16 protein-coding genes are annotated in these 21,836 nt (G+C 62.2%); 6 read left to right on the top strand and 10 right to left on the bottom strand.

Going from position 1 to position 21,836, the window contains the following annotated elements:
* Positions 1-270 precede the first annotated feature (270 nt).
* A complete protein-coding gene (locus RBB16_RS18135) occupies positions 271-1,113 on the top strand; it encodes an alpha/beta hydrolase (protein ID WP_306047480.1) in 843 nt (280 codons plus the stop codon).
* A gap of 52 nt (positions 1,114-1,165) precedes the next feature.
* Here RBB16_RS18135 and RBB16_RS18130 read toward each other — a convergent pair whose 3' ends face one another.
* Entirely contained in the window at positions 1,166-1,297 is a 132-nt protein-coding gene (locus RBB16_RS18130) for a hypothetical protein (protein ID WP_306047479.1), read from the bottom strand.
* Between the two features lie 598 nt (positions 1,298-1,895).
* Here RBB16_RS18130 and RBB16_RS18125 point away from each other — a divergent pair.
* From RBB16_RS18125 to RBB16_RS18110, 4 genes are read left to right on the top strand one after another with little or no spacing between them, the layout of a single operon-like run.
* On the top strand, positions 1,896-4,271 hold the full coding sequence (locus RBB16_RS18125; protein ID WP_306047478.1) for a hypothetical protein: 2,376 nt from the start codon (positions 1,896-1,898) through the stop codon (positions 4,269-4,271).
* The gene (locus RBB16_RS18120) at positions 4,264-5,253 is read left to right on the top strand and encodes a hypothetical protein (RefSeq protein ID WP_306047477.1); all 990 of its coding nucleotides are present in this window, start codon (positions 4,264-4,266) and stop codon (positions 5,251-5,253) included. Before RBB16_RS18125 ends, RBB16_RS18120 begins: the two co-directional genes overlap by 8 nt.
* A complete protein-coding gene (locus RBB16_RS18115) occupies positions 5,250-6,125 on the top strand; it encodes a hypothetical protein (protein ID WP_306047476.1) in 876 nt (291 codons plus the stop codon). Before RBB16_RS18120 ends, RBB16_RS18115 begins: the two co-directional genes overlap by 4 nt.
* Positions 6,097-9,690 carry a hypothetical protein gene (locus tag RBB16_RS18110; protein WP_306047475.1) on the top strand — a complete coding sequence of 1,198 codons (3,594 nt, stop codon included), beginning with the start codon at positions 6,097-6,099 and terminating at the stop codon, positions 9,688-9,690. Before RBB16_RS18115 ends, RBB16_RS18110 begins: the two co-directional genes overlap by 29 nt.
* 200 nt (positions 9,691-9,890) lie before the next feature.
* Here the strand turns inward: RBB16_RS18110 and RBB16_RS18105 are convergent, their stop codons facing one another.
* From RBB16_RS18105 to RBB16_RS18075, 7 genes are all read right to left on the bottom strand, one after another.
* A complete protein-coding gene (locus RBB16_RS18105) occupies positions 9,891-11,321 on the bottom strand; it encodes a C69 family dipeptidase (protein WP_306047474.1) in 1,431 nt (476 codons plus the stop codon).
* Positions 11,318-12,934, bottom strand: a complete 1,617-nt coding sequence (locus tag RBB16_RS18100; RefSeq protein WP_306047473.1) for an amidohydrolase — start codon at positions 12,932-12,934, stop codon at positions 11,318-11,320. The genes RBB16_RS18105 and RBB16_RS18100 overlap by 4 nt, the downstream gene beginning before the upstream one ends.
* Positions 12,931-13,917, bottom strand: coding sequence for an ABC transporter ATP-binding protein (locus tag RBB16_RS18095; RefSeq protein WP_306047472.1), 987 nt, complete (start codon positions 13,915-13,917; stop codon positions 12,931-12,933). Before RBB16_RS18095 ends, RBB16_RS18100 begins: the two co-directional genes overlap by 4 nt.
* The gene (locus tag RBB16_RS18090) at positions 13,914-14,885 is read right to left on the bottom strand and encodes an ABC transporter ATP-binding protein (protein WP_306047471.1); all 972 of its coding nucleotides are present in this window, start codon (positions 14,883-14,885) and stop codon (positions 13,914-13,916) included. The genes RBB16_RS18095 and RBB16_RS18090 overlap by 4 nt, the downstream gene beginning before the upstream one ends.
* Positions 14,885-15,763 carry an ABC transporter permease gene (locus tag RBB16_RS18085; protein ID WP_306047470.1) on the bottom strand — a complete coding sequence of 293 codons (879 nt, stop codon included), beginning with the start codon at positions 15,761-15,763 and terminating at the stop codon, positions 14,885-14,887. The genes RBB16_RS18090 and RBB16_RS18085 overlap by 1 nt, the downstream gene beginning before the upstream one ends.
* Before the next feature lie 10 nt (positions 15,764-15,773).
* Positions 15,774-16,718 (bottom strand): ABC transporter permease, encoded by a 945-nt coding sequence (locus RBB16_RS18080; RefSeq protein ID WP_306047469.1) that lies wholly within the window; start codon positions 16,716-16,718, stop codon positions 15,774-15,776.
* Positions 16,719-16,802: 84 nt separating this feature from the next.
* Positions 16,803-18,371 carry an ABC transporter substrate-binding protein gene (locus tag RBB16_RS18075; RefSeq protein ID WP_306047468.1) on the bottom strand — a complete coding sequence of 523 codons (1,569 nt, stop codon included), beginning with the start codon at positions 18,369-18,371 and terminating at the stop codon, positions 16,803-16,805.
* A gap of 178 nt (positions 18,372-18,549) precedes the next feature.
* Here RBB16_RS18075 and RBB16_RS18070 point away from each other — a divergent pair, with 178 nt between their 5' ends.
* Positions 18,550-19,329 carry a helix-turn-helix transcriptional regulator gene (locus RBB16_RS18070; protein ID WP_306047467.1) on the top strand — a complete coding sequence of 260 codons (780 nt, stop codon included), beginning with the start codon at positions 18,550-18,552 and terminating at the stop codon, positions 19,327-19,329.
* A 58-nt stretch (positions 19,330-19,387) separates the two neighbouring features.
* Here the strand turns inward: RBB16_RS18070 and RBB16_RS18065 are convergent, their stop codons facing one another.
* Both RBB16_RS18065 and RBB16_RS18060 read right to left on the bottom strand, forming a co-directional pair.
* Positions 19,388-20,674: an aspartate aminotransferase family protein gene (locus RBB16_RS18065; protein ID WP_306047466.1), complete on the bottom strand. Its 1,287-nt coding sequence runs from the start codon at positions 20,672-20,674 to the stop codon at positions 19,388-19,390.
* A gap of 4 nt (positions 20,675-20,678) precedes the next feature.
* A complete protein-coding gene (locus RBB16_RS18060; RefSeq protein WP_306047481.1) occupies positions 20,679-21,782 on the bottom strand; it encodes a mandelate racemase/muconate lactonizing enzyme family protein in 1,104 nt (367 codons plus the stop codon).
* Between the last annotated feature and the right edge of the window lie 54 nt (positions 21,783-21,836).

Here is a 21,836-nt window from a genome sequence, read left to right as displayed (position 1 = left end):
ATCAGGTCAACCGCCTTCTGCGCCGTCTTGCGCGCATCCAGAAAGACCGGACTCGCCTGCACGGCGGCAGCGGTGAAGGTCGCGAGTGTGGTAGCTGATGTCAACATGGCATTCCATACGATCTATTAAATTGTATATAATATGATATAGCAGACCTAATCTTATTGTTGCAACCTAATTCTCCTGTACGATGTAAGGGGATGTCGACGGCACCTAGGTTGTCGAGATGCGGTGCTGTCCGAAGGCCCAAGCTCGAAAGGAAACGTGGCGGTGGAGATCAACAAGGATGAGCTGGATTTTCAGCTCTCACCCAGCAAAATCGCCAAGGACGCCCTGGCGACCCTGCGTGCCCATACAGCGCGCACGACAGCTGCACTGAACAATCCCGGATACCGGGTACGCCGTGATCTCGCCTATGGCAGCGCACCGCGCCAGCGGCTCGACGTGATCGCGCCACCAGGTGACGGGCCATTCCCCTGTGTCGCCGTCATTCATGGTGGCTTTTGGCAGGAGGGTTCCAAGGCCGTTGCAGGTTTCGCGGTTGATGCATTTGCAAACAAGGGCTGGGCCACCGCGTTGATCGGCTACACACTCGCCCCGGACGCCTCCCTGACCGAGATCGTACACGAAGTAGGGAATGCCCTGAGTTTCCTGATGGAACAATCGGAGTCGCTTTCCCTGGATTCGACAAAGCTTGTGCTGGTGGGTCACTCGGCGGGCGGACATCTTGCTGCCGCGATGATCGCCGGCAAAGCCGGGCCGGAAGTCGCTCGTATGGTGTCCGGTGCCGTCCTGGTTTCCGGCGTGTTCGATCTTGCGCCGATTGCCGCCTCGTATGTCAATGATTTGGTCGGAATGGATCGCGAAGAGATCATGCATCTCTCGGTTTTGGAGTCTCCGCCAAAATCAGATGTACCCGTGCATGTGCTGGTAGGCTCGGACGAATCCGATGCCTTTCGCGGCCAATCTGATGCGCTGGCCCTGCACTGGAGGCCACACCTCTCCCGGTTAAGCAATCTCAACGCCCATGGCCGTGATCATTTTGATGTCTTGGATGAGCTGGCAGACGAAAACTCCCCTTCTTTCGAGCAGCTTAGGGCCATGCTTTCCTGAGCGTTGCCCATGCTTTACCAGCGCTCCGAAATAGGTTTGCAGAAGTGCGAAATCACACGATCAATAATTGAACTTGCGTTGCACATGACACCTTGTATGCAACTGTTTTAATTAACAAATCGCCATCACCCATCATCGGAGCAACGGACAGGCGTGCGGCTTTGGTAGCTGCGTTCAGGGGCATTCGGCGATCTCCTCGGAGCCATCCCGCCTCGGAACGGCCTCACTGTGCGGACCATACGCACACGGCATGCGCTGCGCCACCCTGCCCCGGCGAAGTCAGGCAATCGGCAAACGATTGGTCAGACAGCTTCCCAGGTCGAGCCTCGGTTCGGTCGCATTCCATCGCCGGATGATGCTCATCCGTCATTCATCTCGAAAGATCGACATTTGTTCAGCATTCAGCGAATGGCCCGGAGGCCTTCGCATGAAAAGTAGCTTAAACAAGCATTCTTGGTGACACAAGGAGTTGCAGGTCCAGGATGATTTTTCCATAATATAACCCTGCATCTCCATGCAAAAATCACCCACCGCCTTAAGAAATCAAATACCAAAACAGTCGGCAGTGGCAGCCAAATACCGGCGCAATATGACCGCAACTGTTGGCGATATCTATTAATAATTGATTCCCTCATAATTACCAAAATAGCCTGCCCCCATCAAGAAATTTATATGAAAGGACAGGCAACATATCGGTTGCAATATTTCGACCTCACTGGACTATGTAATACAAATGGAAAACGCCATCTGATTCCAAATTCAAACTTTTGAAAGGCACGGTCATGTTCGATATCACTACTGCGCGCGAAGTTGTGTATGGGGATGGGCAAGTCACCTACGCTTACCAGGACCATGATGATCCGAATACTTGGTATCTCGTGCCATCACCTCGAATTCGGACCATGGGCGGAGATCCGGTTTTCTCTGTCATCGAATATACCGAAAACGGCGGTGGCGTTTCCGGTGCCTGCACCTTCGAGGCGGATCTTGTGCAGCCAGAGGTGGCAAAGGCGGCGCTGGAGGCGGAGCTTGGAAAAACCGTCACCTGGGGCGGGTTCACATGGGTTGGCGGGAATGCCTATTTTCACTTTCTACGGGACGGCGCGCCGGAGATTCTGGTTGCGGAACCTTCGCTTTATGGAACCAACGTGGTGTCTTTTCAGGTCGAACTGGAAACGGCGGAACAGTTGAACGAGTTCAAGACCGCGCTCTCTCAGGGCGGCGGCAATTCCCCGTTCAGCATCGAATATGACATGCAGGTCCTGACCAAGCTGCTCGGGGCGAAGGCGACTGTTTCCTATAATTCGCAGGCGGCAATCACCTACGAGGAAAGGTATCGCACGGAGAAAGACACCTGGGGTCGGCAAAAGCGGGTTCTGGAAGAGGTCAAGCAGGTGCTGCAACAGTCGGGCGCCGGCGATGTGCATGTCGAGATCGGCGCAGGCGGCACCCCCGAACTGGAACAGCGCGTCCGGGACTGGGCGTGGACCACGCTGGAAGATCAGGTCGCCAGCACCGTCGCCGCAGCCGCAACCATGGCGACAGCACCCGGGAACAACCCGGTGTCGGCGACGACCTCGTTTACCAAAAGCTATACGGAGGACACCGTCGTCGACTGGTCGACACCCGTGTCCAGCGCGGTGCCGGTCTTCACCTCGGAAACGTGGGAGAACAAGGTTCTGCAAAAGGTCGACAATCGCAAATTGTCGGTCATCTTCTCGCTGGTCGGCCAATTGACATCATCGGAAACCGGGCTGGCGATTGCGGAACGGGTGACTGTCACGGTCGATTATCCGACCCGACAGACCGACAATACGTTTGAACTCATTCCCGCCGATGGCGACAAGTCGACATTGACCTATGAGGCGCCGGGCGAATTCACGCCAACCGGAGAGTTCGTGCCGGACTTCAAGTTCAGCTTCGTGATCCGTTATTCCGATGGCACGGAATACACCTCGGCGAAGATCAGCACCAGAGATACGGTGGTGAATATTGCCCCAAGCGACTTTGGAACGCGGCAGGTCACTTTTGTCGGTCAGGGCGTGCCGTTCGGCGACGATCAGAAAGATGTGGATCGTGTCGTCATCGACCTCTTCTTTACGCCCCCCTTCGGTCAGACCGCCATTGTGCAAACAAAGGATCTGACCGCGAATGGCGATGCCGAAGGCGATCCGGTTCAATTCAACAGCTACTACAAACAGCCAATCGGCGGCACGTATCACTACACGCTTCGCTATATGATGAATGACGGGTCGGTCATCAGTTCGGGCACACCGATCACAATCAGTTCGGCACCGGAAAACACCAATTCCGGCAATGCCGATATTGTTTATGTCATCGACCCGGCCAATTTCACCACTCAGTTCAACCTTCGTGTTTTCAACGTAAGCAACGCCCCGAGCGTTCTGCTGGCCGACATTTCTGCCCAGTATTTCGATCAGGAAAACAGTCCGGGCCGCGCGCTGTTCCATAATGCCTGGCCCAATTGGGAACCGGGCACGTCGCCTGCGATTGTCTCTGCCGATCCCTGGACGTTCGCGGCGGTGGACAATACCAATTCGGCATATTTCAAGCTGGCCGGGAATATCTATTTCAGCGACGGCACGGAGGTGAATCTCGGCACCAGTTACCAGCAGCCAAGCGGCAATCGCACCTTCCTCATCCGCACCGACAGTCAGCCCTATGGCGTTCGGATCATCACCAGCGAAATCGACTGGGATCAAGTGGCCGGTGTCAATCTGACCTTCTTCCGCCTAGAAGGGACCGGCGCGGACCAACTGGCCGGCAAGCCGCCCGCCTTCTTCGCGATGCCACGGGTAAGCATGACCACGGAACAACTGGCCATTGCAGAAGGCTCTCAGGCCGACCTCTATGCCTATTCCCTGATGAAGGCGACCGAGGGTCAGCCGGTGGACACTCTCGACCGTTTCTATGCGCTCAAACGCCCCCATGATCAGCCCAATGTGGAATTCTACTACACTGCCGAATACATCATGGCAGCAGATTCCGAACGCCGCTGGCTCAAGGATCAACATGTCGAGGGTGTGCTGACCGTAACCTTGCCCGATGTGCCGCCTGCAGGCAGCAACGAACCGGGATTTGTCCGCCACACCGTCGACGCCGATACGCTGAAGGCCCTCGAAAAAGAGGATGGCTGAGAAGGGCCTGTCAGGGGCGGTTCCGGCCATGTCCACTTTCGCACCAGAAAAGGCCCGCAGACCGGATTGCGATCACCGCGCCGCAATCCGGCAATTGGCCAGCGCAGCGCAGGCGCTGATGGGTCCACGGGCGGGCGACGCGCAAAGCCGGCTTACCCCGTCAGGACAGCCGGCCGAACTGGCCTTTCTTTGGCCCGATGCGGATTACAGGATTTCGCTCGATCCGTGTCCGGGTGCGTCGCCGGAAACGCGCTTGGCCCTTTCTGCGCGCACCGTGGCCCCTGCCCTGTCTTCGGCGCAGCTGGCCACATTGGCGAAGATATCCGAGTGGCAGCAGACTTATGGTGCACGCTTTGGCGCGTGGTTGGGTCTTCGCCTGCGCCGGGGGGGCGTGGCGCACAAGCTCTACCTCGACGTCCCCGAGCACGCCCCATGGGCCGCATGGGAAGCGAGGCTTGCGGGAACGCCGCAGATCAGGTCGTCGCGGGGGGCGGTTGCGACCATGGTCGGTCTGGACCCGCTGACCGGCGGGACAGAAGTCTATTTCAGCGCGGGCAGGCTCCATCCTGCCGACCTCCCCGCGCTGGCCCGCCGCATTGGCATCAACCTGTCTGCCACGGTTGTGCCGTCACTTGTTCAGGATCTGACCCGACGCAGCGTGCGCTTTGCGCTGCCATCCTTTGACATGGGTTTCAGCAATGCCTTTGCTGACGATGGCCCTGGCACGGGTTTCACCTGGTATTCGACAACGGTCGGTTTGCTTGGCCCCGACGACAGGGCGCGCGCGGCGCTGTTATCCGCCGGTGCCACGCGCGGATGGGACATGTCCGTCTACCGCGATCTGACATCGGGCCAGCCGCCCCGCCATGTGCTGATTGGCGCTGCGCAGGCGGTCCAGCGACCGCCCGCAGTCACCGCGACACTCGCCACCACGCCAGCGGCATTGCTGCTTTGGGCGGCTGACGCGGGAGGCCGGGAATGAAGATCTCGCATCTGATGGACCAGCTTGTTTCGATGCAGACGCCCTCGGGGGCCTTCCCCTCGACCGTGGACACGCGCGACGGGCGGCAGGTGGATGAAACCTGTTTTGTCACGGCAAGCGTCGTCTTGCTGTTGACGGAAATGCACCGGCTGAGCGATGCAAACCCGTGCCTTGTGCGGGCCATCGAGCGGGGCGTGGCCTTTATCGAGCGCTGTGCCGACCCCGATCTTGCGGGAGCGTTCCGTTTCTACCCGCAGGATGCCGAAACCTATCGGGTTCAACGAGACTTGCCGCCCGATGCAGACGATACGGCATTGGCCTGGATGGCCCTGGTCAGCTCCGGTGCCAGACCGCAATCGGATGCCGCCGCGGTCCTCGCCTCGCTGTTCGACGGGGTCCGGGTCAAGGCGCGGGCAAGGGGCGATGCGCCGTGGGTTCGCGCCGGGGTCTACCGGACCTGGCTTGATACGTCCCTTGCGATCAACCCGGCAGATATCTGCGTCAATGCCAATATCCTTGCCTGCCGCGCGATGGCGGGGTTGCCTTCCGACCCGGCGCTTTCCGAAACCCTGTCATCCGCACTGCAGCGGTGGCAGGTCTCGCCATCGAGCTTGCGGAGGCTTGCACCCTATTATGCGCATCCCGATGAGATCGGCTTTGCCTTGGCCCGGGCCGAACAGGCCGGTGCAGTCGGCGGTCTATCCTGGTCGCCACCGCCGCAAGCCGAATCCGAAGACCAGCCCCTTTATTGCAACAGCCATGGCCGCCCGTTCTGGAGAGCCCCGGCCCTGCACCGCGCGCGTCACTTGCAGCGTGCCCTCATTCAATCCAAGGAGATAGCCAATGCCCCGGATGCCGCAATCTGTTCTTGAGGCCGCAGCCACCGATGACACGCCGGTCGCCCGCGCAAGCACCAAGTATATGGAAATGTTCCAGCCGACACGCCCGGCGCTTGGCGGCACGGATATCAAGACCTTTCCGAATGCCGCCGGCTCGTTGGATCTCTACACGGTCGGAACCGACAACCAGATCTACCGCCTGCGCCAGGGCGAAGGCAGCCTTGCCCCCTACGAGCAGAAGAACCTGGCCATCACCGGGCGACAGATCTTTGCCTATACAAATGACGGCGTCTCATCGAACACGCCCAACCTGATGACCCTCGGCGCCAACGGGCAGCTGCATCTTGCAACCTTCCGATCCCAGACCGACACCTATTTCCAGAGAGAGACCAAGCCCGCCGACGCGACCGAGACAATTCGGCAGTTCACCGGGGCCAGAGGCTTGACGGGCAACATCTATTTCAATGTCATTCTCGAAGACAACAGCACCCGCCCCGGCATTCTGGCAAACAACTTTTACCTGCCGGGCGAAGACAGTTGGGCCGGGCCGGTCTGGGTTGCGCATGAGGATGCGAACGGGAATCCTGTGCGTGCAAAATCGGTCGTCAGCACCGCGAACAACCCTATCCAGTCGGCCCTGTTTGCCATTGGGGAAGATGATGACCCGCTCTACGCGAAAAGCAGCGACCGGACGGCCAGGCTGGTCTCGCTCGGAACCTACAAGGTCTCGCATATGTCGGTGGTCACCGACCCGTCGGGGCAGAACAATTCCGACCGGCTGAACGTCTTCGCTATCGAGCGGGACACGGGCAAGCTGCTGCTCAAGAAAGAAAAGAAGTACCAGACCGGATCGACGACCCAATGGGACGATTGGATTGTTGTCGATCCCGGTCAGGGCGTGCGCCTGACCAGCATCTTTGCCGCTCAGCAATATGACAACCTGCTTCAGGTATTCGGGATCGGTGATGATGGGCGCCTGTACTGGACCGGCCAATTGCCGGGTGAAGGCCGCAGCGGCACACCTGAATGGCAACCGATCCTGGCGCTTGGGAACGAGATTCCGTCCAATCCGGCGGATTCCGCCTCGATCTTCGCCGTTGGCCGCGACAGCAACCGATATAGCGAGGCCTTCACGGTATCGGCCGCTGGCAATGTCACGCGGTTCTGGCAGTCACCCACGACGCAACAATGGTTCCAGCAGCATATCGAGCTGGAACGCACCGATGATGACATGACCCAGGTTCCGACCCATTCGCTGGAACTGACCGTGCTGGACGGATCGGGCCTGCCCCTGCCAAACGCACAGATCGGGATCAAGGCATCGTCGCTTGTGACGCTGTTCGTGAACGGTCTGTCCTACCGGGCCAGCCAGGCGGATTGGGTCAGCATGAAGGCCGGTCCCGATGGCAAGGTGATCATTCAGCAGCAGGCCAACGCGCTTGCGGCGGCGACGCTTTATATCGAAACCCCGCAGACAACGCCGGGCTCTCCGATCGTGGTGCAGCCAAACCTGCAACTTCAGGAAAAACTGACCGGGCTGACCGTCGACGAAATCAAGGATGCGAAGGATGCGGAGGGTAATTTCCTGCTGCCCGCAGAATACCGCACGGATGAATATGCCGCCAATCTCCAGGCCATAACCCAGGCCTCGATGAGCATTGCCGATGCGGATGAAAACGGCAGCGGCAAGGTCAATTATCACTTTGCATCCCTCCGGGCAGCGGGCCGGGGCTTCCGTCCGGCGCTGAACCTTGCCGCGATGGAGGGACAGACATGGGCAATCGACTTCACCAGCGGATTCCCGACCTACGAGGTCATGACAGCCGACAGCCTTGCCGAATGGAAGTCCGGCCGGCGGGCTGACATGGCCGCTGCCGGGCTCGGTGACGGGTGGCTCAAATCTGCCTGGGGCACGTTCTGGAACGGCATCAAGGAAGGGGCGGAGTGGATCGTCGACGGCATCAAGAAGATCGTCGTGGAGGTGGTCGACGGCATCGGACGGGTCCTGTTCCACATCGGCGAAAAAGTGTTCGAAGCGGTGATCGAGTTCGCCCAACAGGCGTTCGATTTCGTGCAGGGCATCTGGAACTGGCTGAAGGTCAAGCTCGATGAGCTCTACCAATGGCTCGCCTTCCTGTTCGACCTGCCCGATATCGTGCGCACGGCAGAGGCCATTCGCCATTCCATCGACGTGACGCTGGCCTTTACCGTCGACGGGGTGGAGTCCGTGAAACAGACCATTCTGGCGGGCATTGACACGATGAAGGACAGTCTAAAGGACACGATCGACAGTTTCGTGGACGACCTCAATGAAAAGGGAGATCCCAGCTATCGAACGGCAGCCGATGAGAATGAGCTGAGCGACGAAGACAGCCACCAGATGGAGCACAACCCCTTCATCAACACCTATACCGAAAACTATGAAAACGCGCAGGAGCAAGGCCAGAGTGTTGTCAGCATGGCCTCGTCCACGGCATTGTCCAGCTCGCTCGACAGCCTGGTCGAGATGCTGTCGAATCTTGCCGACAACTTCCAGTTCGGTGATGGCAAGGAAGCCTTCGACGAGGCGGTGAACTACTTCACCGCAATCGGAGACGACCCGGCCAACGCGATGAACCTGCTGCTCTCGGGTGTGGTGAAGGTGATGGAGAGTGTCGCCCTCTTCGCGCTCGACTTCGCCCGAGGGGTCATTGCGACGCTGATGGACCTGATCGCCGAGGTCATCCAGTCCTTCCGCGACTTCCTGTTCAACGAGTGGGAAATCCCGATCTTCTCGCAGCTTTACAAGTTCTTTACCGGCAAGAAGCTGGGTATCCGGCTGATCGACATCCCGGCCTACATCATCGCGGTGCCGACAACGCTGATCTACAAGCTGGCGACCGGCAAGGCCCCGTTTCCGGATCAGGCCGCGCTGGACGATTACAGGGCCTATTACACGGTCGACTGGCTCAAGGCCCAGTCCGGCATCGGGACACCATCCACCGAGGTCAGGATCGACGCATCGGCCGAGGTCTGGATCAGGGGAATCTCGCTCAGCATCTATTCTGCGGGCATGTACGGACGCATGATTGTCGACCCGATCACCGCCACGGCCAGCGCGCTCAACACGCCCATCAAGCAGCTCAGCTATGCCAGCATCGTCTTGCGCTACATCACCACGGCGGCAACCACGCCCTGGCTGCTCAATGTGAATATGGGGCCCCCGACCTGTGGCGCGGGCACCAAGGGGTTTTCCGCCAATATCTGGTTCTCTCAGCTGGTCTTCGGACCAACCCGGGGTCTGTTGATTGCCTATGCCATGCCCGCCAGCGCCGGAAAGGCCAAGGTCTACACGGCAGAGGTCACGGTTTCTGTCTGGGGGGCCGTAAACGCGACAATGGTCATCTGGAACTATGTTGCGACAGATTCCGCGGACAGGAACCCCGAAAACCTGATGCGGTCGCTGTTCAACATCGTCCCGGGCCAGCTTTGCCGCTTTCTTGCCACGCCCGATATGCAAGAGCCGCTCTACGGGATCCCAATCCTGGTCGAGGTGCTTCTGATCGAGGTCGGCTATGGCAGCTCTGTCGCGGTGGCGGTCAACCAGATCGGCACCTAGCGGCCTGCATGTTCGCTGTGACCGGGGCCGACCTCTGGCCCCGGCGCGGCGGGCACGTGGCCAGAGGCAACCACCGGACAGCAGAGCGTTCGTCTGGGTCCGGGCGACATGTGGGCGTCGTCTTCGCAGCTTTCTGGGCGGTGGTGGCGGTTCTGAACTCTGTCGGCTTTAGGGCGCAATCATCTGGGGCCGAAACAAGCCTACCAAAGCTGCTGAAACCCTTTCGGCAGGTCCGACGGGTCCGGGACCGAGATCGCGGATGCCTGGGCGGACAGCCCGCTGGCGAGGTCGCGCACAAGGCCGAGCGCGGAGGTCAGCTCGGCATTCGAGAACGCCGACAGAACCGCGACAGCTTCGGCCTTGTGTCCCGAGCGAATGGCCGCCTCTGCCACGCGAAGATGGGCATCGGTCAGATCCGACAGCCGCGCTTCGCGTGCGGAAAACGCCGCGTGCACCGGGGCAAGGGTCTGCTCCCCCAGCAATTGCATCAGGTACATCAGGCGTTTGCTGTCCTGAAAGGCCCCAACCGTGGTTTCATTGACCTGCGGCACGAGTGAAACCGTATCACCGCCCCCGCTGACCGCCTTGCGCCTGTCCTGAAACCTGTGGGATTCCCCGGAGGTCAGGTAGCGGTGCATCCCGTATTCCGGCGACACCGAGTCTTGCCCCAGAAACACCGGCGAAAAGGGCGCGGCCAGCGCGCCGCAGGCCGCATGCCACATCATCTGAAGGGCCGGATCAGGGCTGCGGACCAGTGGAACGACCTGTCCGTAACCCGCCGTATCTCCGGTCAGTTTCTCGGTGCGCACCGCCCAGATCATGTCCTCCAGCCCGATCTTTTCCGGGCGCGCGGCACGGGCCTGCATCTCGGCCTCGATCCATTGGATGCCGTCCCAACGGCCCTTGCCGTCACCATAGATGGCATTGGCATCGAAAGGCCCTGACCCGTACCAGCCCTGATCTTGCGCGAAGGTGACGAAATTCGGGGACCACAGGAAATCGGGGTGATCCGGGTCATGCACCGGCACCTCCTGCACATAGCCGGGACGCGAGGCGCGGATGCTGTTCGGGCCAAGCCGTTCAGCCACCCAAAGCCCCTGCCCGCCCGCGAACTGGATCATCACCCAGGCTTCATCCGCATCGGCAAAGAGATGGGAGTTGCCGCCATAGCTCGCCTCGCCATGGTCCGCGATCAGGCTGGCGCACAGCTCTACCGCGTCTCGGGCACTCGTGGCCCGTTCCAACACCGCGCGGGCCAGATCGCTGTAGTTGACCCCCCGCTGGTCCTTCGGCGTCATCTCTCGCAACTCGGGCCGCGAGGTCGACCAGACATCGCGCACGGCAACGCCGGCCTCGTTCACGCCGCCATTGGTGATCGGCGCGGGAACGCCAAGGTAATAGGAATAGCTGACCCGCATATGGCGCAGCGTATGCGCAACCTGCGGCACGGCGATCCGCTGTCCGGGCATGTCGGCCTCGGGGCCGACGCCCATGTCGATCACCGCCCCCTCCGGGTGGTCGGCAGCGGGCAGGATTTCCAGCCAGTGCGAGGACGGCTCATCGCCATATCCGGCCAGCCAGGCATGACCGGTGCGGCTGTGGTTCCTGCCGACATAGATTGCGTAGCTCATGCCGGTTCACCGACCCTTTTTGTGTTTCGGGCGTAGACCTGACGACCATGCCGCCAGGTTTCGCTGACCTTGATCGTGTCGATGGTTTCAGGCCGCGTCAGCGGATTGTCGTCGAGGATCGCCAGATCCGCAAGCTTGCCGGGTTCCAGCGACCCGCGTTCCGTTTCCCGGAAGACCTGCCACGCGGCGTCGATCGTATGCGCCCGCAAGGCCGATAGCGGCGAAAGGCACTGATCCGGGCCAAGCACGCGCCCGCTTTGGGTGCGGCGTGTGACGGTTGTCTGAATCAGCTGCAATGGCCGCGTCGGCGTGACCGAAGCGTCGTTATGGATGGTGAAGCGCAATCCCTCAGCCTCGGCCCATCCCGTGGGCGAGATATCTCGCGCGCGGTCGGGACCGAGGATCTCGTCATGGTGCAGATCGCCCCAATACCAGATATGGGCCGGAAAGAAGCTGATGGTCACCCCCAGATCGGCGCAGCGACTTACCTGGTCGCGGCGCATGACCTGCCCATGAATGATCGTATGCCGATGGTCGGCGCGCGGGTGGTGCTCCTGCGCGCCTTCAACCGCGTCGAGGAACATGTCCGACGCCGCGTCGCCATTGCAATGACAATGGATCTGGAACCCGAGGCGATGCAGTTTCCGGACCTCGGAAAACAGGGTGTCGCGCGCCATATAGGCCAGCCCCAGGTCGTCCGAGCCAAGATAAGGCGCGGTCAGAAAGGCGGTGCGCATCAGGAAAGAGCCATCGGTCAGCAGTTTGCGCGGCCCCAGGGCAATCGCGCCGTTCGGCCAGTCGCGCCCCGACCCGGTTTGCGAAAACGCAGGCTCGATCTCGGCCACGGGCAACAGGATCAGGTCAATGCCCGGATCGCCCTGCGCCGCGATCCCCTGAAACAGGTCGAGCAGCGGTTGCGCCGTCCAGGAATTCTGCGCCAGCGTCACCCCTTGGGCAAGGTATTCGCTGCGCGCCGCCGCAAAGCAGCGTGCGAAAGAGACATCATCCAGCAGGAAATGGGTATCGCCCAACTCGCCCATGGCGGACAGCCCCTTGATCCCGCCGGTCAGACGCCCGCCGCCGTCGCGCAGATAGCGCCCTCCCTCGGGATCGGCACTGTCCTCGGTGATGCCCTGCCGCGTCAAGGCCCGCGAATTGGCAACCCCGCAATGCCCCGAGGAGTGAATGACCCAGATCGGATGATCGCTGGACACCGCGTCCAGTTCGTCGCGCGTTGGAAGGCGCCGTTCAGCCAACTGGCATTCGTCGAGCGCCGCGCCCATCACCCAGTTGCCATGCGGGGTTTCGGCGGCTTTCGCGGCCAGCGTTTCAAACACATCCGCCAGATTGCGGCAGCCGGACCGGGCCGACAGATCGGCCCGCAGCAGCGAGACAATCGCGCTGTCGGGAAAATGCCCATGCGGGTCGATGAAGGCCGGGATCAGCGTGTGCCCGTCAAGATCGTGCAGCGGAGCATCGGGCAGAACACGCCGGACATCCGACAGCGCGCCGACCGCCACGATCCGATCCCCCTCGATGCCGATGGCCTCGGGGCGGCTGTCATCCGCATCCATGCTCAGGATCGGCCCGCCAGTGAAGACAAGGCCGGTCATGCGGGACAAGCCTTGTCCTGCTCCCACGACGCCGGAAAATGGCACCGATGCGCTGCGCGACCGGCAATCTGCCACAACGGCACTTCCGTGGAACAGCGCGCCTGCGCGAAGGGGCATCGGGTGTGAAACTCGCATCCCTTGGGGCGGTTCAGAATGCTGGGAGGTTCCCCCTGCAACTCGATCCGCATCAGCTGCGCGTCCGGGTCCGGTTCCGGGTTCGCGGCCAGCAGGGCCAGCGTATATGGGTGCCGGGGCGCAGAGAAAACCGTGTCGGTCTCGCCCTCCTCGACCAGCTTGCCCAGATACATGATGCCCACCCGGTCGGTGATGTGGCGCACCACGTTGAGGTTATGGGTGATGATCATGATCGCGAGCCCAAGCTCGTCCTGAAGCCGCGCCAGAAGGTTCAGCATCTCGCCCTGAATGGACACGTCGAGCCCTGCCGTCGGTTCATCCGCGATCAGAAGCTTCGGATCGAGCGCCAGCGCCCGCGCCACCCCCACCCGCCGCGCCTGCCCGCCCGAGATCTGGTAGGGGTAGCGGGTGGCGAATTCGGGTGGCAGGCCGACCATGGCCAGAAGCCGCCTTGCCTCGGCGTCGAGGTCGCGGCCCTTCATGCCCTGAATGCGGAACGGTTCGGTGATCAGCGACTTGACTGACAAGCGCGGCGACAGTGACCCGATCGGATCCTGAAACATCATCACGATTTCGCGGCGCAGCTTGCGGAACTGTGCCTCCGGCAGGTCGCGCAGTTCCTGTCCCCGATAGAGGATCGACCCTTCGGAGGCATGATGCAGCCCCGCTACCGCGCGCGCCAGCGTGGTCTTGCCCGACCCGCTTTCCCCGACAATGCCGTAGGTCTTGCCCTCCTCGATGGACAGGCTGACGCCAGAGACCGCGTCGATGCTGCCGGCGCTGCTGAAAACCCCGCCGCGTACTGCAAAGCGCACCACGACATCCTTGATATCCAGAAGCGCGCTCATGCCGGGGCCCCCGCCTTGATCAGATGACAGGCCGCCCTGTGTCCGGCGGATGCCTCGGACATGACGGGGTGTTCGGTGCAGGCGTCATGGCGCTGCGGGCAGCGGTCGGCAAAGATGCAGCCACCCGGCAGGCTGACCAGATCGGGGATATTGCCCGGAATGGTCGGCAGGTTTCGGGTCTTTTCCTTGATGTGCCCCGGATCGCATTCCAGCAGCGCGCGGGTATAGGGATGGGCCGGGTGGTGAAAGACGTCGCGCACCGATCCGGCCTCGACCACCTCGCCCGCATACATCACCACGACCTCGTCACACAGTTCGGCAATGACCCCAAGGTGATGAGAGATGAACAGGATCGAACAGCCGATCTCGTCCTGCAACTCGCGCAGGCGCTTGATGATCTGCACCTCAAGCGTTGCATCCAATGCTGTCGTCGGCTCGTCCGCGATCAGCAGCGACGGTCTGGCCATCAGCGCCATGGCAATGGCGATCCGCTGACGCATGCCGCCGGAAAACTCGAACGGGTACTGGTTCAGCCGCGCCCTGGCGTCGGGGATGCCGACCAGCGCCAGCATCTCGGCCGCGCGTTTCAGCTTGTCCGCCTTTGATCGCTTGTCACGATACTGGATGTCGATCATTTGCCGGCCGACGGTCAAAACAGGGTTGTGGGTCTGCATCGGGTCCTGAAAGACCATCGAGATCTCTGTCCCCCGCAAGCCGCGCATCCGCGCCTCGGGCAGCGCCAGCAGGTCCTGCCCGTTGAAGCGCACCGTACCGGACCGCACCCGCGCATTGGGGGCCATCAGCCGGATGATCGCGGAAATCAGCGTGGACTTGCCACAGCCGGATTCGCCCACGATGCCGACGATCTTGCGCTCCGGCACGGACAGCGACACATCTCGCAGCGCCCGCAATTCTCCACGCGGAGTCCCATAGCTGACCGACAGGCCCTGAATGTCGAGAACGGTCATCACTTGCCCCCCTTGCCGCGCAGTTTCGGATCGACCACGTCGCGCAATGCTTCGCCCAGGAAAGTGAAACCGATCGTCGTCAGGATCAGCGGGATGCCCCCCGCGATGATCAGCCAGGGCGTGTTGCGGATCAGGCTGTAGCCGTCATTCAGAAGCGAGCCCCAGGAGGGCGTCGGCGGGCGCACCCCCATGCCGAGGAAGCTCAACCCCGCCTCTAGCCCGACCACGGTGGGAATGTCCATCGCCGCAAGCACCGCCAGCGGCCCCAGCACATTGGGCAGCAGATGCACGCCCATGATCCGCAGGGTCGAGGCGCCAAGCGCGCGTTCGGCGGTGATGAATTCGGCCTCCTTCAGGCTCTGCGTCAGGGTGCGCACGACGCGGCCATAGGTGGGGATCGAGGTCGCCATGATGACGAGGATCACGGTGTTCAGGCTCGGCCCCACCAGCGCCACCACGGCCAGCGCGAACATCACCGTGGGAAAGGATCGCAGCGTGTCGAAGAAGAGCACGATCAGCGTGTCGAGCCATTTCGGCCCATAGCCCGCCGCCATGCCCAGGATCAGCCCGATCGCCACCGCCCCGCCGATGGTGGGCAGCGCCACCTGCAACGCCACGCGCCCGCCCCAGATCACGCGCGAAAACGTGTCGCGCCCGATCTGGTCGGTGCCAAGCAGATGCGCGGCGCTTGGCCCCTGCAGCCGGTCGGGGATGTTCATGGCAATCGGATCATAGGGCGCGATCCAAGGGGCCAGCAGGGCGGAGCCCACGATCAGCGTCACGATGACCAGCCCGACCAGCCCGAGCGGGTCGCGCAGCAGGTGGTGCATGGTTTCACCCATCTCGGAGCGGGGTTTCGGCAGCGATGTATCGGACATGTGCGGGCTCCTACTTTCCGGACCGGATGCGCGGGTCAAGGATGGCGTTGACAATGTCGGCAAGCGTGGTGGAGGCCACGAAGATGAGGGTGGAGAACAGAACGGAGCCCATCACCACCGGGTAGTTGCGCTGCATGATGCTGTCGATCACCAGCGACCCGAGGCCGGGGCGCGAGAAGACGATCTCGATGAAGACCGCCGCCGACAGCAGGAACCCCATGCCGACGCCAATCACCGTGACCGTGGGCAGGATGGCCAGCCTGAGGGCATAGCCCAGGATCACGCGCCGTTCCGGCAGGCCAAAGGCGCGCGCGGTGCGAATATGGCCTTCACCCAGAACCTCCAGCATCGAGGCACGCACGAGCCGCGCGATATAGCCCACCCAGCTCAGCCCGATGGCAAGGCTCGGCAGGACAAGGTGGTGCAACTGGTCGAGGATGTCGCCCGTGTCGCCCGCACCGATGGCAGGAAACCATTGCAGGCGCACCGCGAAGATCAGCAGCGAATAGAGTGACACGACGAAGGCCGGCACCGCGATGACCGAAACCGACAGGATACCCGTCAACCGGTCGCCAAGCGAATTGCGCCGCACCGCCGAATAGCAGCCAAGCGCGATGCCCAGAACCGCCGACCACGCGATGGAGGCGAGGATCAGGACCAGCGTATAGGGGATCTGACCCAATACGATCTCGGTCACCGCCCTGTTGGAAAAGACGTCTGTGCCAAGATCGCCGCGCAGCATGTTGCCGAAGAACAGCGCAATCTGAACCGGCAGCGGACGATCCAGCCCCATCCGCTGTTCCAGCGCGGCGCGCATGTCCTCGGAGGCGCGCGGCCCCAGCATGGTCGACACCGGATCGCCCGGAATGGCGTGGATGATGACGAACAGGGTCGTCACCGCCAAAACGGTGATCACAAGCGCCAGCCCGATGCGGCGCAGAATGTAGCTGAGCATAACCGTCTCCCCTTCGGTCCGTCGGTAGGGCGGGAGGACCGCGACCCGCCGGGTCGCGATCCTCCCCCTGTTCCCTTGCGGGGATCAGGCCGTTCCGAAGTAGCGGTAGATGGGCAACCCGTCGGGGCGCAGCGCCGGAGCCACGCTGTTGCGGTAGATCACCGGTGTCGCCTCGTGGGTCAGGAACTTGTAGGCCCCGCTTTCTTCCATCAGGTCCTGCGCGCGGCGATACATTTCGGCCCGTGCCTCGGCATCGCCTTCGGACTGCGCGGCCAGGTGCAGCGCGTCAAACTCCTCGCTGCGGAAGCGTTCCCAGTTCCAGATGCCCGCCTGCTCGGTGATGAACCACGAGGTCGCGTAATAGGGATCGGGGGTCATCGAGTAGCGGTTGAGGACAAGCTGCATGCTTTCGTCCGATCCCAGTTCCCAGAAGGCCGCGGCCTCGTGCAGGCGGATGTCCAGCGAAATGCCGATGGCGGCAAGGTTGGCCTGGATGATCTGCGCCGTGGTCACGTTGGTCGACTTGTTCAGCACGTCGATGGTCAGCGACACGTTGCGTTCACCCGAGGCGGCCATCAGCTCCATCGCCCGTTCCATGTTGGCCGACACGCCGGTCAGCGAAGCCTCGCGGTGGCCCGAAAGCCCCGGCGCGATGATGCCCGTCGAGGGCTGCGCCACGCCGTAATAGGCGCCTTCCATGATCGAGGGCACGTCGATCGCATACTGGATCGCCTGCCGCAGTTCGAGGCTTTGCAGCGCCGGGTTGTCGAGGTTCATGCCGACCCAGACGTAGTAGAGCGAGGGGAATTCCTCCAGCGTTGCGCCGTCGATCGGGTTCGAGCGAAGCCGCCCGACACTGTCGAGGCTGACGCGGGTGAAGTCGAGCTCGCCCGCCTCGAAGGCGATCTCGGCCGAGCGCTCGTCGTCGATGTGGAAGATCTGGATTTCCTCGTAGGCGGCGGGGGTGCCGCGCCAGTCGGGGTTGCGGCGCAGCGTGGTGCGCTGGCCCGGTTCCCAACCTGCATGCATGTAGGGGCCGGAGCTTGCCACCACCTCGGTCTCGATCCGTCCGCCGACGCTTTCGAAGGCGTTCTTCGACACGATATTGCCCGCGATATAGGGCAGCGTGATCGACCAGAGCGGCTGGAAGGCGTTGTTCAGCACGATGGTGCCGGTGCGCTCGCCCGTCACCTCGACATGGCTGAGCGGGCCCCAGTCGGGCCGGTTGGTGGATTCAAGCGCGTCGTCGATGATCCGCTCGAACGAGAATTTCACGTCCTCGGCAGTCATCGCGCCGAAGCCGTTGGTGAACCCGATATCGTCGCGCAGGGCGAAGTTGATATGGGTGTCGTCCACCTGTTCGATCATCGCGGCGGCGTCCAGCTGCCAGCCCCAGTCGCGGCCCGGCGTGTACTGGATCAGCTTGTTGTAGATCGCGCCCTGGATCTCCTCGTCGACCACACCCTGGCTGAAGGCCGGGTCCATCGAGCGGATATCGGCATAGGTGCGGGTGCGCAACGTGCCCTCGGTGGCATGGGCTGCGCGGGGGAACATCATGCCCGCCGCGGCCATACCCCCAAGCGCCGTTGCCCCCTGCAAGAAAGCCCGGCGTGGCAGGCCGACCTTGGTCCAAGAAATATTGGGGTTGTTCATCGGATGTCTCCCTGACTGACAAAGCGCCTTTCCGGACGCGAGTATTGCCCTGAAGATCACGTCAAACCGCCCCGGCTCGCAATTATGCGAGCTTGCGCTTGATTAAGCTTTTTTAAGCTACTATCACGTCACAAAGCTGAAAATCATTCAGATAAAACCCTTGCAAAGGGCTGACTTCATGGATCCCGAAGATTTTGCGATCAACCTCCGGCTTCTGTGCTCCACCGAATCGTCGGTCTCGGCCATCTGCCGTCAGATTGGCCTCAACCGGCAGCAGTTCAACAAGTACCTCAGCGGCGCGGCGCGGCCCTCGCCCGCCAATATGCGCAAGATCGCAGTCCATTTCGGCGTCAGGCCGGCAGAATTCCTCTTGCCCGCGAATGAATTCGAAACGCACCCCTCCGTTGCCGCGAAACTGGCAGGCCCCCAGAACCCGCATCCCGAGCGTCCCGAGTTCGAATCCGCCTTTCGCGGGCAGACGATCCCGCTGCGCCGCTACCTGGGCTACTATCTTAGCTACTTCCTGACCCAGAGTTGGGAGAACTCCATCATCTGCGCGATTGTCCGGCTGGATGAATATGACGGCATGGTCCGCTGCCGGTCTCTGGAACGATCCATCGACCCCGATGATGGCAGCCTGTTCCTGTCCAAATACGATGGCCGCGTCGCGATCCTGGGTAACCGCATATTCGTGATGGAATACCAAGTGCTCGCACGGGACGCGCTGGTCGAGACGGTTCTGCACCCCGTCGGGCGGGGCCAGCTCCAATATCTGCGCGGCACCACTTTCGGCATCACCAGCCGCCAGCGGGCCCCGTTCATGTCCCCCGTCGTCTGGCGCTATCTCGAAAATCTCACCTCACTTCGCGACGCCATGCGTCAGGTCGGACGCTACGACATAAATTCGGCGAAACTGGACCAGCGCGCGCGATCTATCCTGTTGGGGGCGAAAGGCTGAGACGGGATATCTCGTGGATGGCATGTCCACATCCTTTCAATGGATTAGAGACCATTCTTCACACCCCAAGATGATCCGCAACAGCCTTGGCCGCGTTCCGGAAGGCCCTGTTGGTCACTTCCAGATCTTCCGATCCCAGGGCCAGCGACGGGTAGAGCTTTCCGGGGGATTTGAAGATCCCCTGACTGCGCAAGCTGCGGTTCCAGACATCATTCAGCATCGGGTCCCTGTGCTTTGCGCTGCGATAATCGACCGGGTCGGCGTCGGTGAAATAGACATCGAACAGGGTCGCGTCTCCGCAAAGGCGGTGCGCGATACCGTGATCTGACAGCGCTGCGGACTGCATGTCCATCAAGCGCTGACCAAGATCGCGCAGCCGATCATACTGGCCCGGACGGCGCAGGATCTCCATCGTCTTGAGGCCCGCTGCCGCCGCGACGGGATTGCCCGACAGCGTGCCCAACTGCATCAGCCATTTCCCGGACCCCACGGCCGACTTGTCGAAATGCGCCATGATCCCGGCCCGCGCCCCGAGCGCGGCAAGCGGGAAGCCCCCGCCGATGATCTTGCCCAGGGTGCAGATATCCGGTGTCACGCCATAGCGTTCCTGCGCGCCGCCATAGGAAAGGCGGAAGCCGGTGACGATCTCGTCGAAGATCAGCAGCACCCCATGCGCGTCACACAGATCGCGCAGACCCTGAAGAAATCCGGGCTGCGCCGGAATGATGCGCTGCAGGGGCTCTGCGATGATGGCGGCAATGTCGTCATGTTCATCCAGAAGCGACGCCACCGCCGCGAGATCGTTGAAGGGCGCGATCAGCATCTCCTCGGCCACGCTGTCGGGGATGCCGGCGCTGTCGGGCACGGCCGTGGGGAAATTGACCTCGCGGGCGGGGGCAAGGCTCATCTGGGCCTCTGCGGACATGCCGTGATAGCCGCCCTCGAATTTGAGGATCTTCGGCTTGCCTGTATAGGCGCGGGCCAAGCGGATGGCGTACATATCCGCCTCGCCGCCCGAGGTGACGAAGCGCACCTGTTCGCAGCAGGGAACGGCCTCGACGATGGCCTCCGCCAGTTCGATGCCCCTGGCGTTATTGGCAAAGAACGTCATGCCCTGCGGCAACTGTTCCAGCACGGCCTCCATCACTTCCGGGTCCCCGTGGCCCAGAAGCATCGGACCGGACCCGATCAGGTAGTCGATATACGCGGTGCCATCCTCGTCCCAAACATGGCTGCCCTGCCCCCGTGCAATCACGATGGAGGCGTCGAAATTGCCGAACCCCGCGGCGGGCAGCACCTCGCGGGCGCGGGCGATCCAGTCGGCTTGGCTGTGCAGAATGTTCATGAGGTCAGTCCAGTATCAGGTCGGGGTGTCCAAGCGCCTGACGATCAGGCAGGATCCCGAGGCCGGGGCCATCGGGGGGCGAAAGGCGGCCGGCCTTGCGAACCGGCGCTTCGGGGGCAAGGCGCGGGGCGACATAGCCGGAAAGGTCACAGGTATTGAGCAGGCGGCGCGGATCCGTGGACGCCGCCAGATGGGACAGCGCGGCGGTGGTGATATCGCTGCCCCAGGTATCCTCGATGCACATCTTCGCCCCCAGATGATAGCACAGGTCGCGCGCGGCACGGGTGGCGGACAGCCCGCCGAATTTCGACAGCTTCAGCGCCACCGCATCCATGCAGCCATGAGCGTGGGCCTTGAGCAGGCTTTCCGTGTCATGGGCCAGTTCATCCAGCTTCATCGGCAGGCCGGTCGCGGTCTTCACCCGCGCGCAATCCTCGATCGTCGCGCAGGGCTGTTCCAGCATGATATCGAGATCCGCCACGGCGCGGCCCACGCGGGTGGCATCGAGCGAGGTCGCGCCGCAGTTCCAGTCGCCATAGACGAGGGGGCCGTCGCCCACGGCCTCGCGCACCAGTCTGAGCCGCGCCACATCAGCCTGCCAGTTGCTGTCTGCCCCGAGCTTGACCTGAAACTGGGTGATGCCGCTGGCCTGCACCTCGCGCGCGATGCGGGCCATGTCCTCGGGCGCGATGCAGGTGATGGAGTGATAAAGCGGCATGTCCTTGTCGCGCCTGCCCCCCAGAAGCGTGTAGAGCGGCAGCCCGGCCACTTTGCCAGTGAGATCCCACAGCGCGATGTCGAGGGCGGATTTGGCGTATCGGTGACCGATCAGCCAATCGTTTGCCTTGCTCATCAGCGCTTCCGGCCCGATGGGGTCGGCGCCGAGAAGAACGGGGGCAAGCTCGGTCAGGGCCGGGGCCACGCCGCGCGCATAGGCGGGCAGGTAATGAGGGATCGGGCAGACCTCGCCCCAGCCAGTGAGGCCGGTATCGGTGTCGAGCGCCAGAACCACGGTTTCGACCGTGTCGCAGGTCTTGCCGTCGGCCATGTAGTAGGTCTCATGGCTGGTCAGCGGCACATGCCAAAGGGAGATGCGGGTGAGTTTCATGCGCGTTGTCCTGATGAGGGTTTCGCCGCCTTCGGCGTCGATCCGCGCGCGACC

It is taken from the genome of Nioella sp. MMSF_3534 (genome assembly GCF_030732985.1).
Lineage (GTDB): Bacteria > Pseudomonadota > Alphaproteobacteria > Rhodobacterales > Rhodobacteraceae > Nioella.
Note: the sequence above shows the minus strand (reverse complement) of the source record. Positions and strands in the feature narration are given on the sequence as shown.

Excerpts from the sequence above, each read along its gene's own strand:
- RBB16_RS18110 (WP_306047475.1), top strand. The coding sequence starts at position 6,097 with ATGCCCCGGATGCCGCAATCTGTTCTTGAGGCCGCAGCCACCGATGAC.
- RBB16_RS18065 (WP_306047466.1), bottom strand. The coding sequence starts at position 20,674 with ATGAACATTCTGCACAGCCAAGCCGACTGGATCGCCCGCGCCCGCGAG.
- RBB16_RS18095 (WP_306047472.1), bottom strand. The coding sequence starts at position 13,917 with ATGAGCGCGCTTCTGGATATCAAGGATGTCGTGGTGCGCTTTGCAGTA.
- RBB16_RS18080 (WP_306047469.1), bottom strand. The coding sequence starts at position 16,718 with ATGCTCAGCTACATTCTGCGCCGCATCGGGCTGGCGCTTGTGATCACC.
- RBB16_RS18085 (WP_306047470.1), bottom strand. The coding sequence starts at position 15,763 with ATGTCCGATACATCGCTGCCGAAACCCCGCTCCGAGATGGGTGAAACC.
- RBB16_RS18130 (WP_306047479.1), bottom strand. The coding sequence starts at position 1,297 with ATGCCCCTGAACGCAGCTACCAAAGCCGCACGCCTGTCCGTTGCTCCG.
- RBB16_RS18070 (WP_306047467.1), top strand. The coding sequence starts at position 18,550 with ATGGATCCCGAAGATTTTGCGATCAACCTCCGGCTTCTGTGCTCCACC.
- RBB16_RS18090 (WP_306047471.1), bottom strand. The coding sequence starts at position 14,885 with ATGACCGTTCTCGACATTCAGGGCCTGTCGGTCAGCTATGGGACTCCG.
- RBB16_RS18105 (WP_306047474.1), bottom strand. The coding sequence starts at position 11,321 with ATGAGCTACGCAATCTATGTCGGCAGGAACCACAGCCGCACCGGTCAT.
- RBB16_RS18125 (WP_306047478.1), top strand. The coding sequence starts at position 1,896 with ATGTTCGATATCACTACTGCGCGCGAAGTTGTGTATGGGGATGGGCAA.
- RBB16_RS18060 (WP_306047481.1), bottom strand. The coding sequence starts at position 21,782 with ATGAAACTCACCCGCATCTCCCTTTGGCATGTGCCGCTGACCAGCCAT.
- RBB16_RS18075 (WP_306047468.1), bottom strand. The coding sequence starts at position 18,371 with ATGAACAACCCCAATATTTCTTGGACCAAGGTCGGCCTGCCACGCCGG.
- RBB16_RS18115 (WP_306047476.1), top strand. The coding sequence starts at position 5,250 with ATGAAGATCTCGCATCTGATGGACCAGCTTGTTTCGATGCAGACGCCC.
- RBB16_RS18120 (WP_306047477.1), top strand. The coding sequence starts at position 4,264 with ATGGCTGAGAAGGGCCTGTCAGGGGCGGTTCCGGCCATGTCCACTTTC.
- RBB16_RS18100 (WP_306047473.1), bottom strand. The coding sequence starts at position 12,934 with ATGACCGGCCTTGTCTTCACTGGCGGGCCGATCCTGAGCATGGATGCG.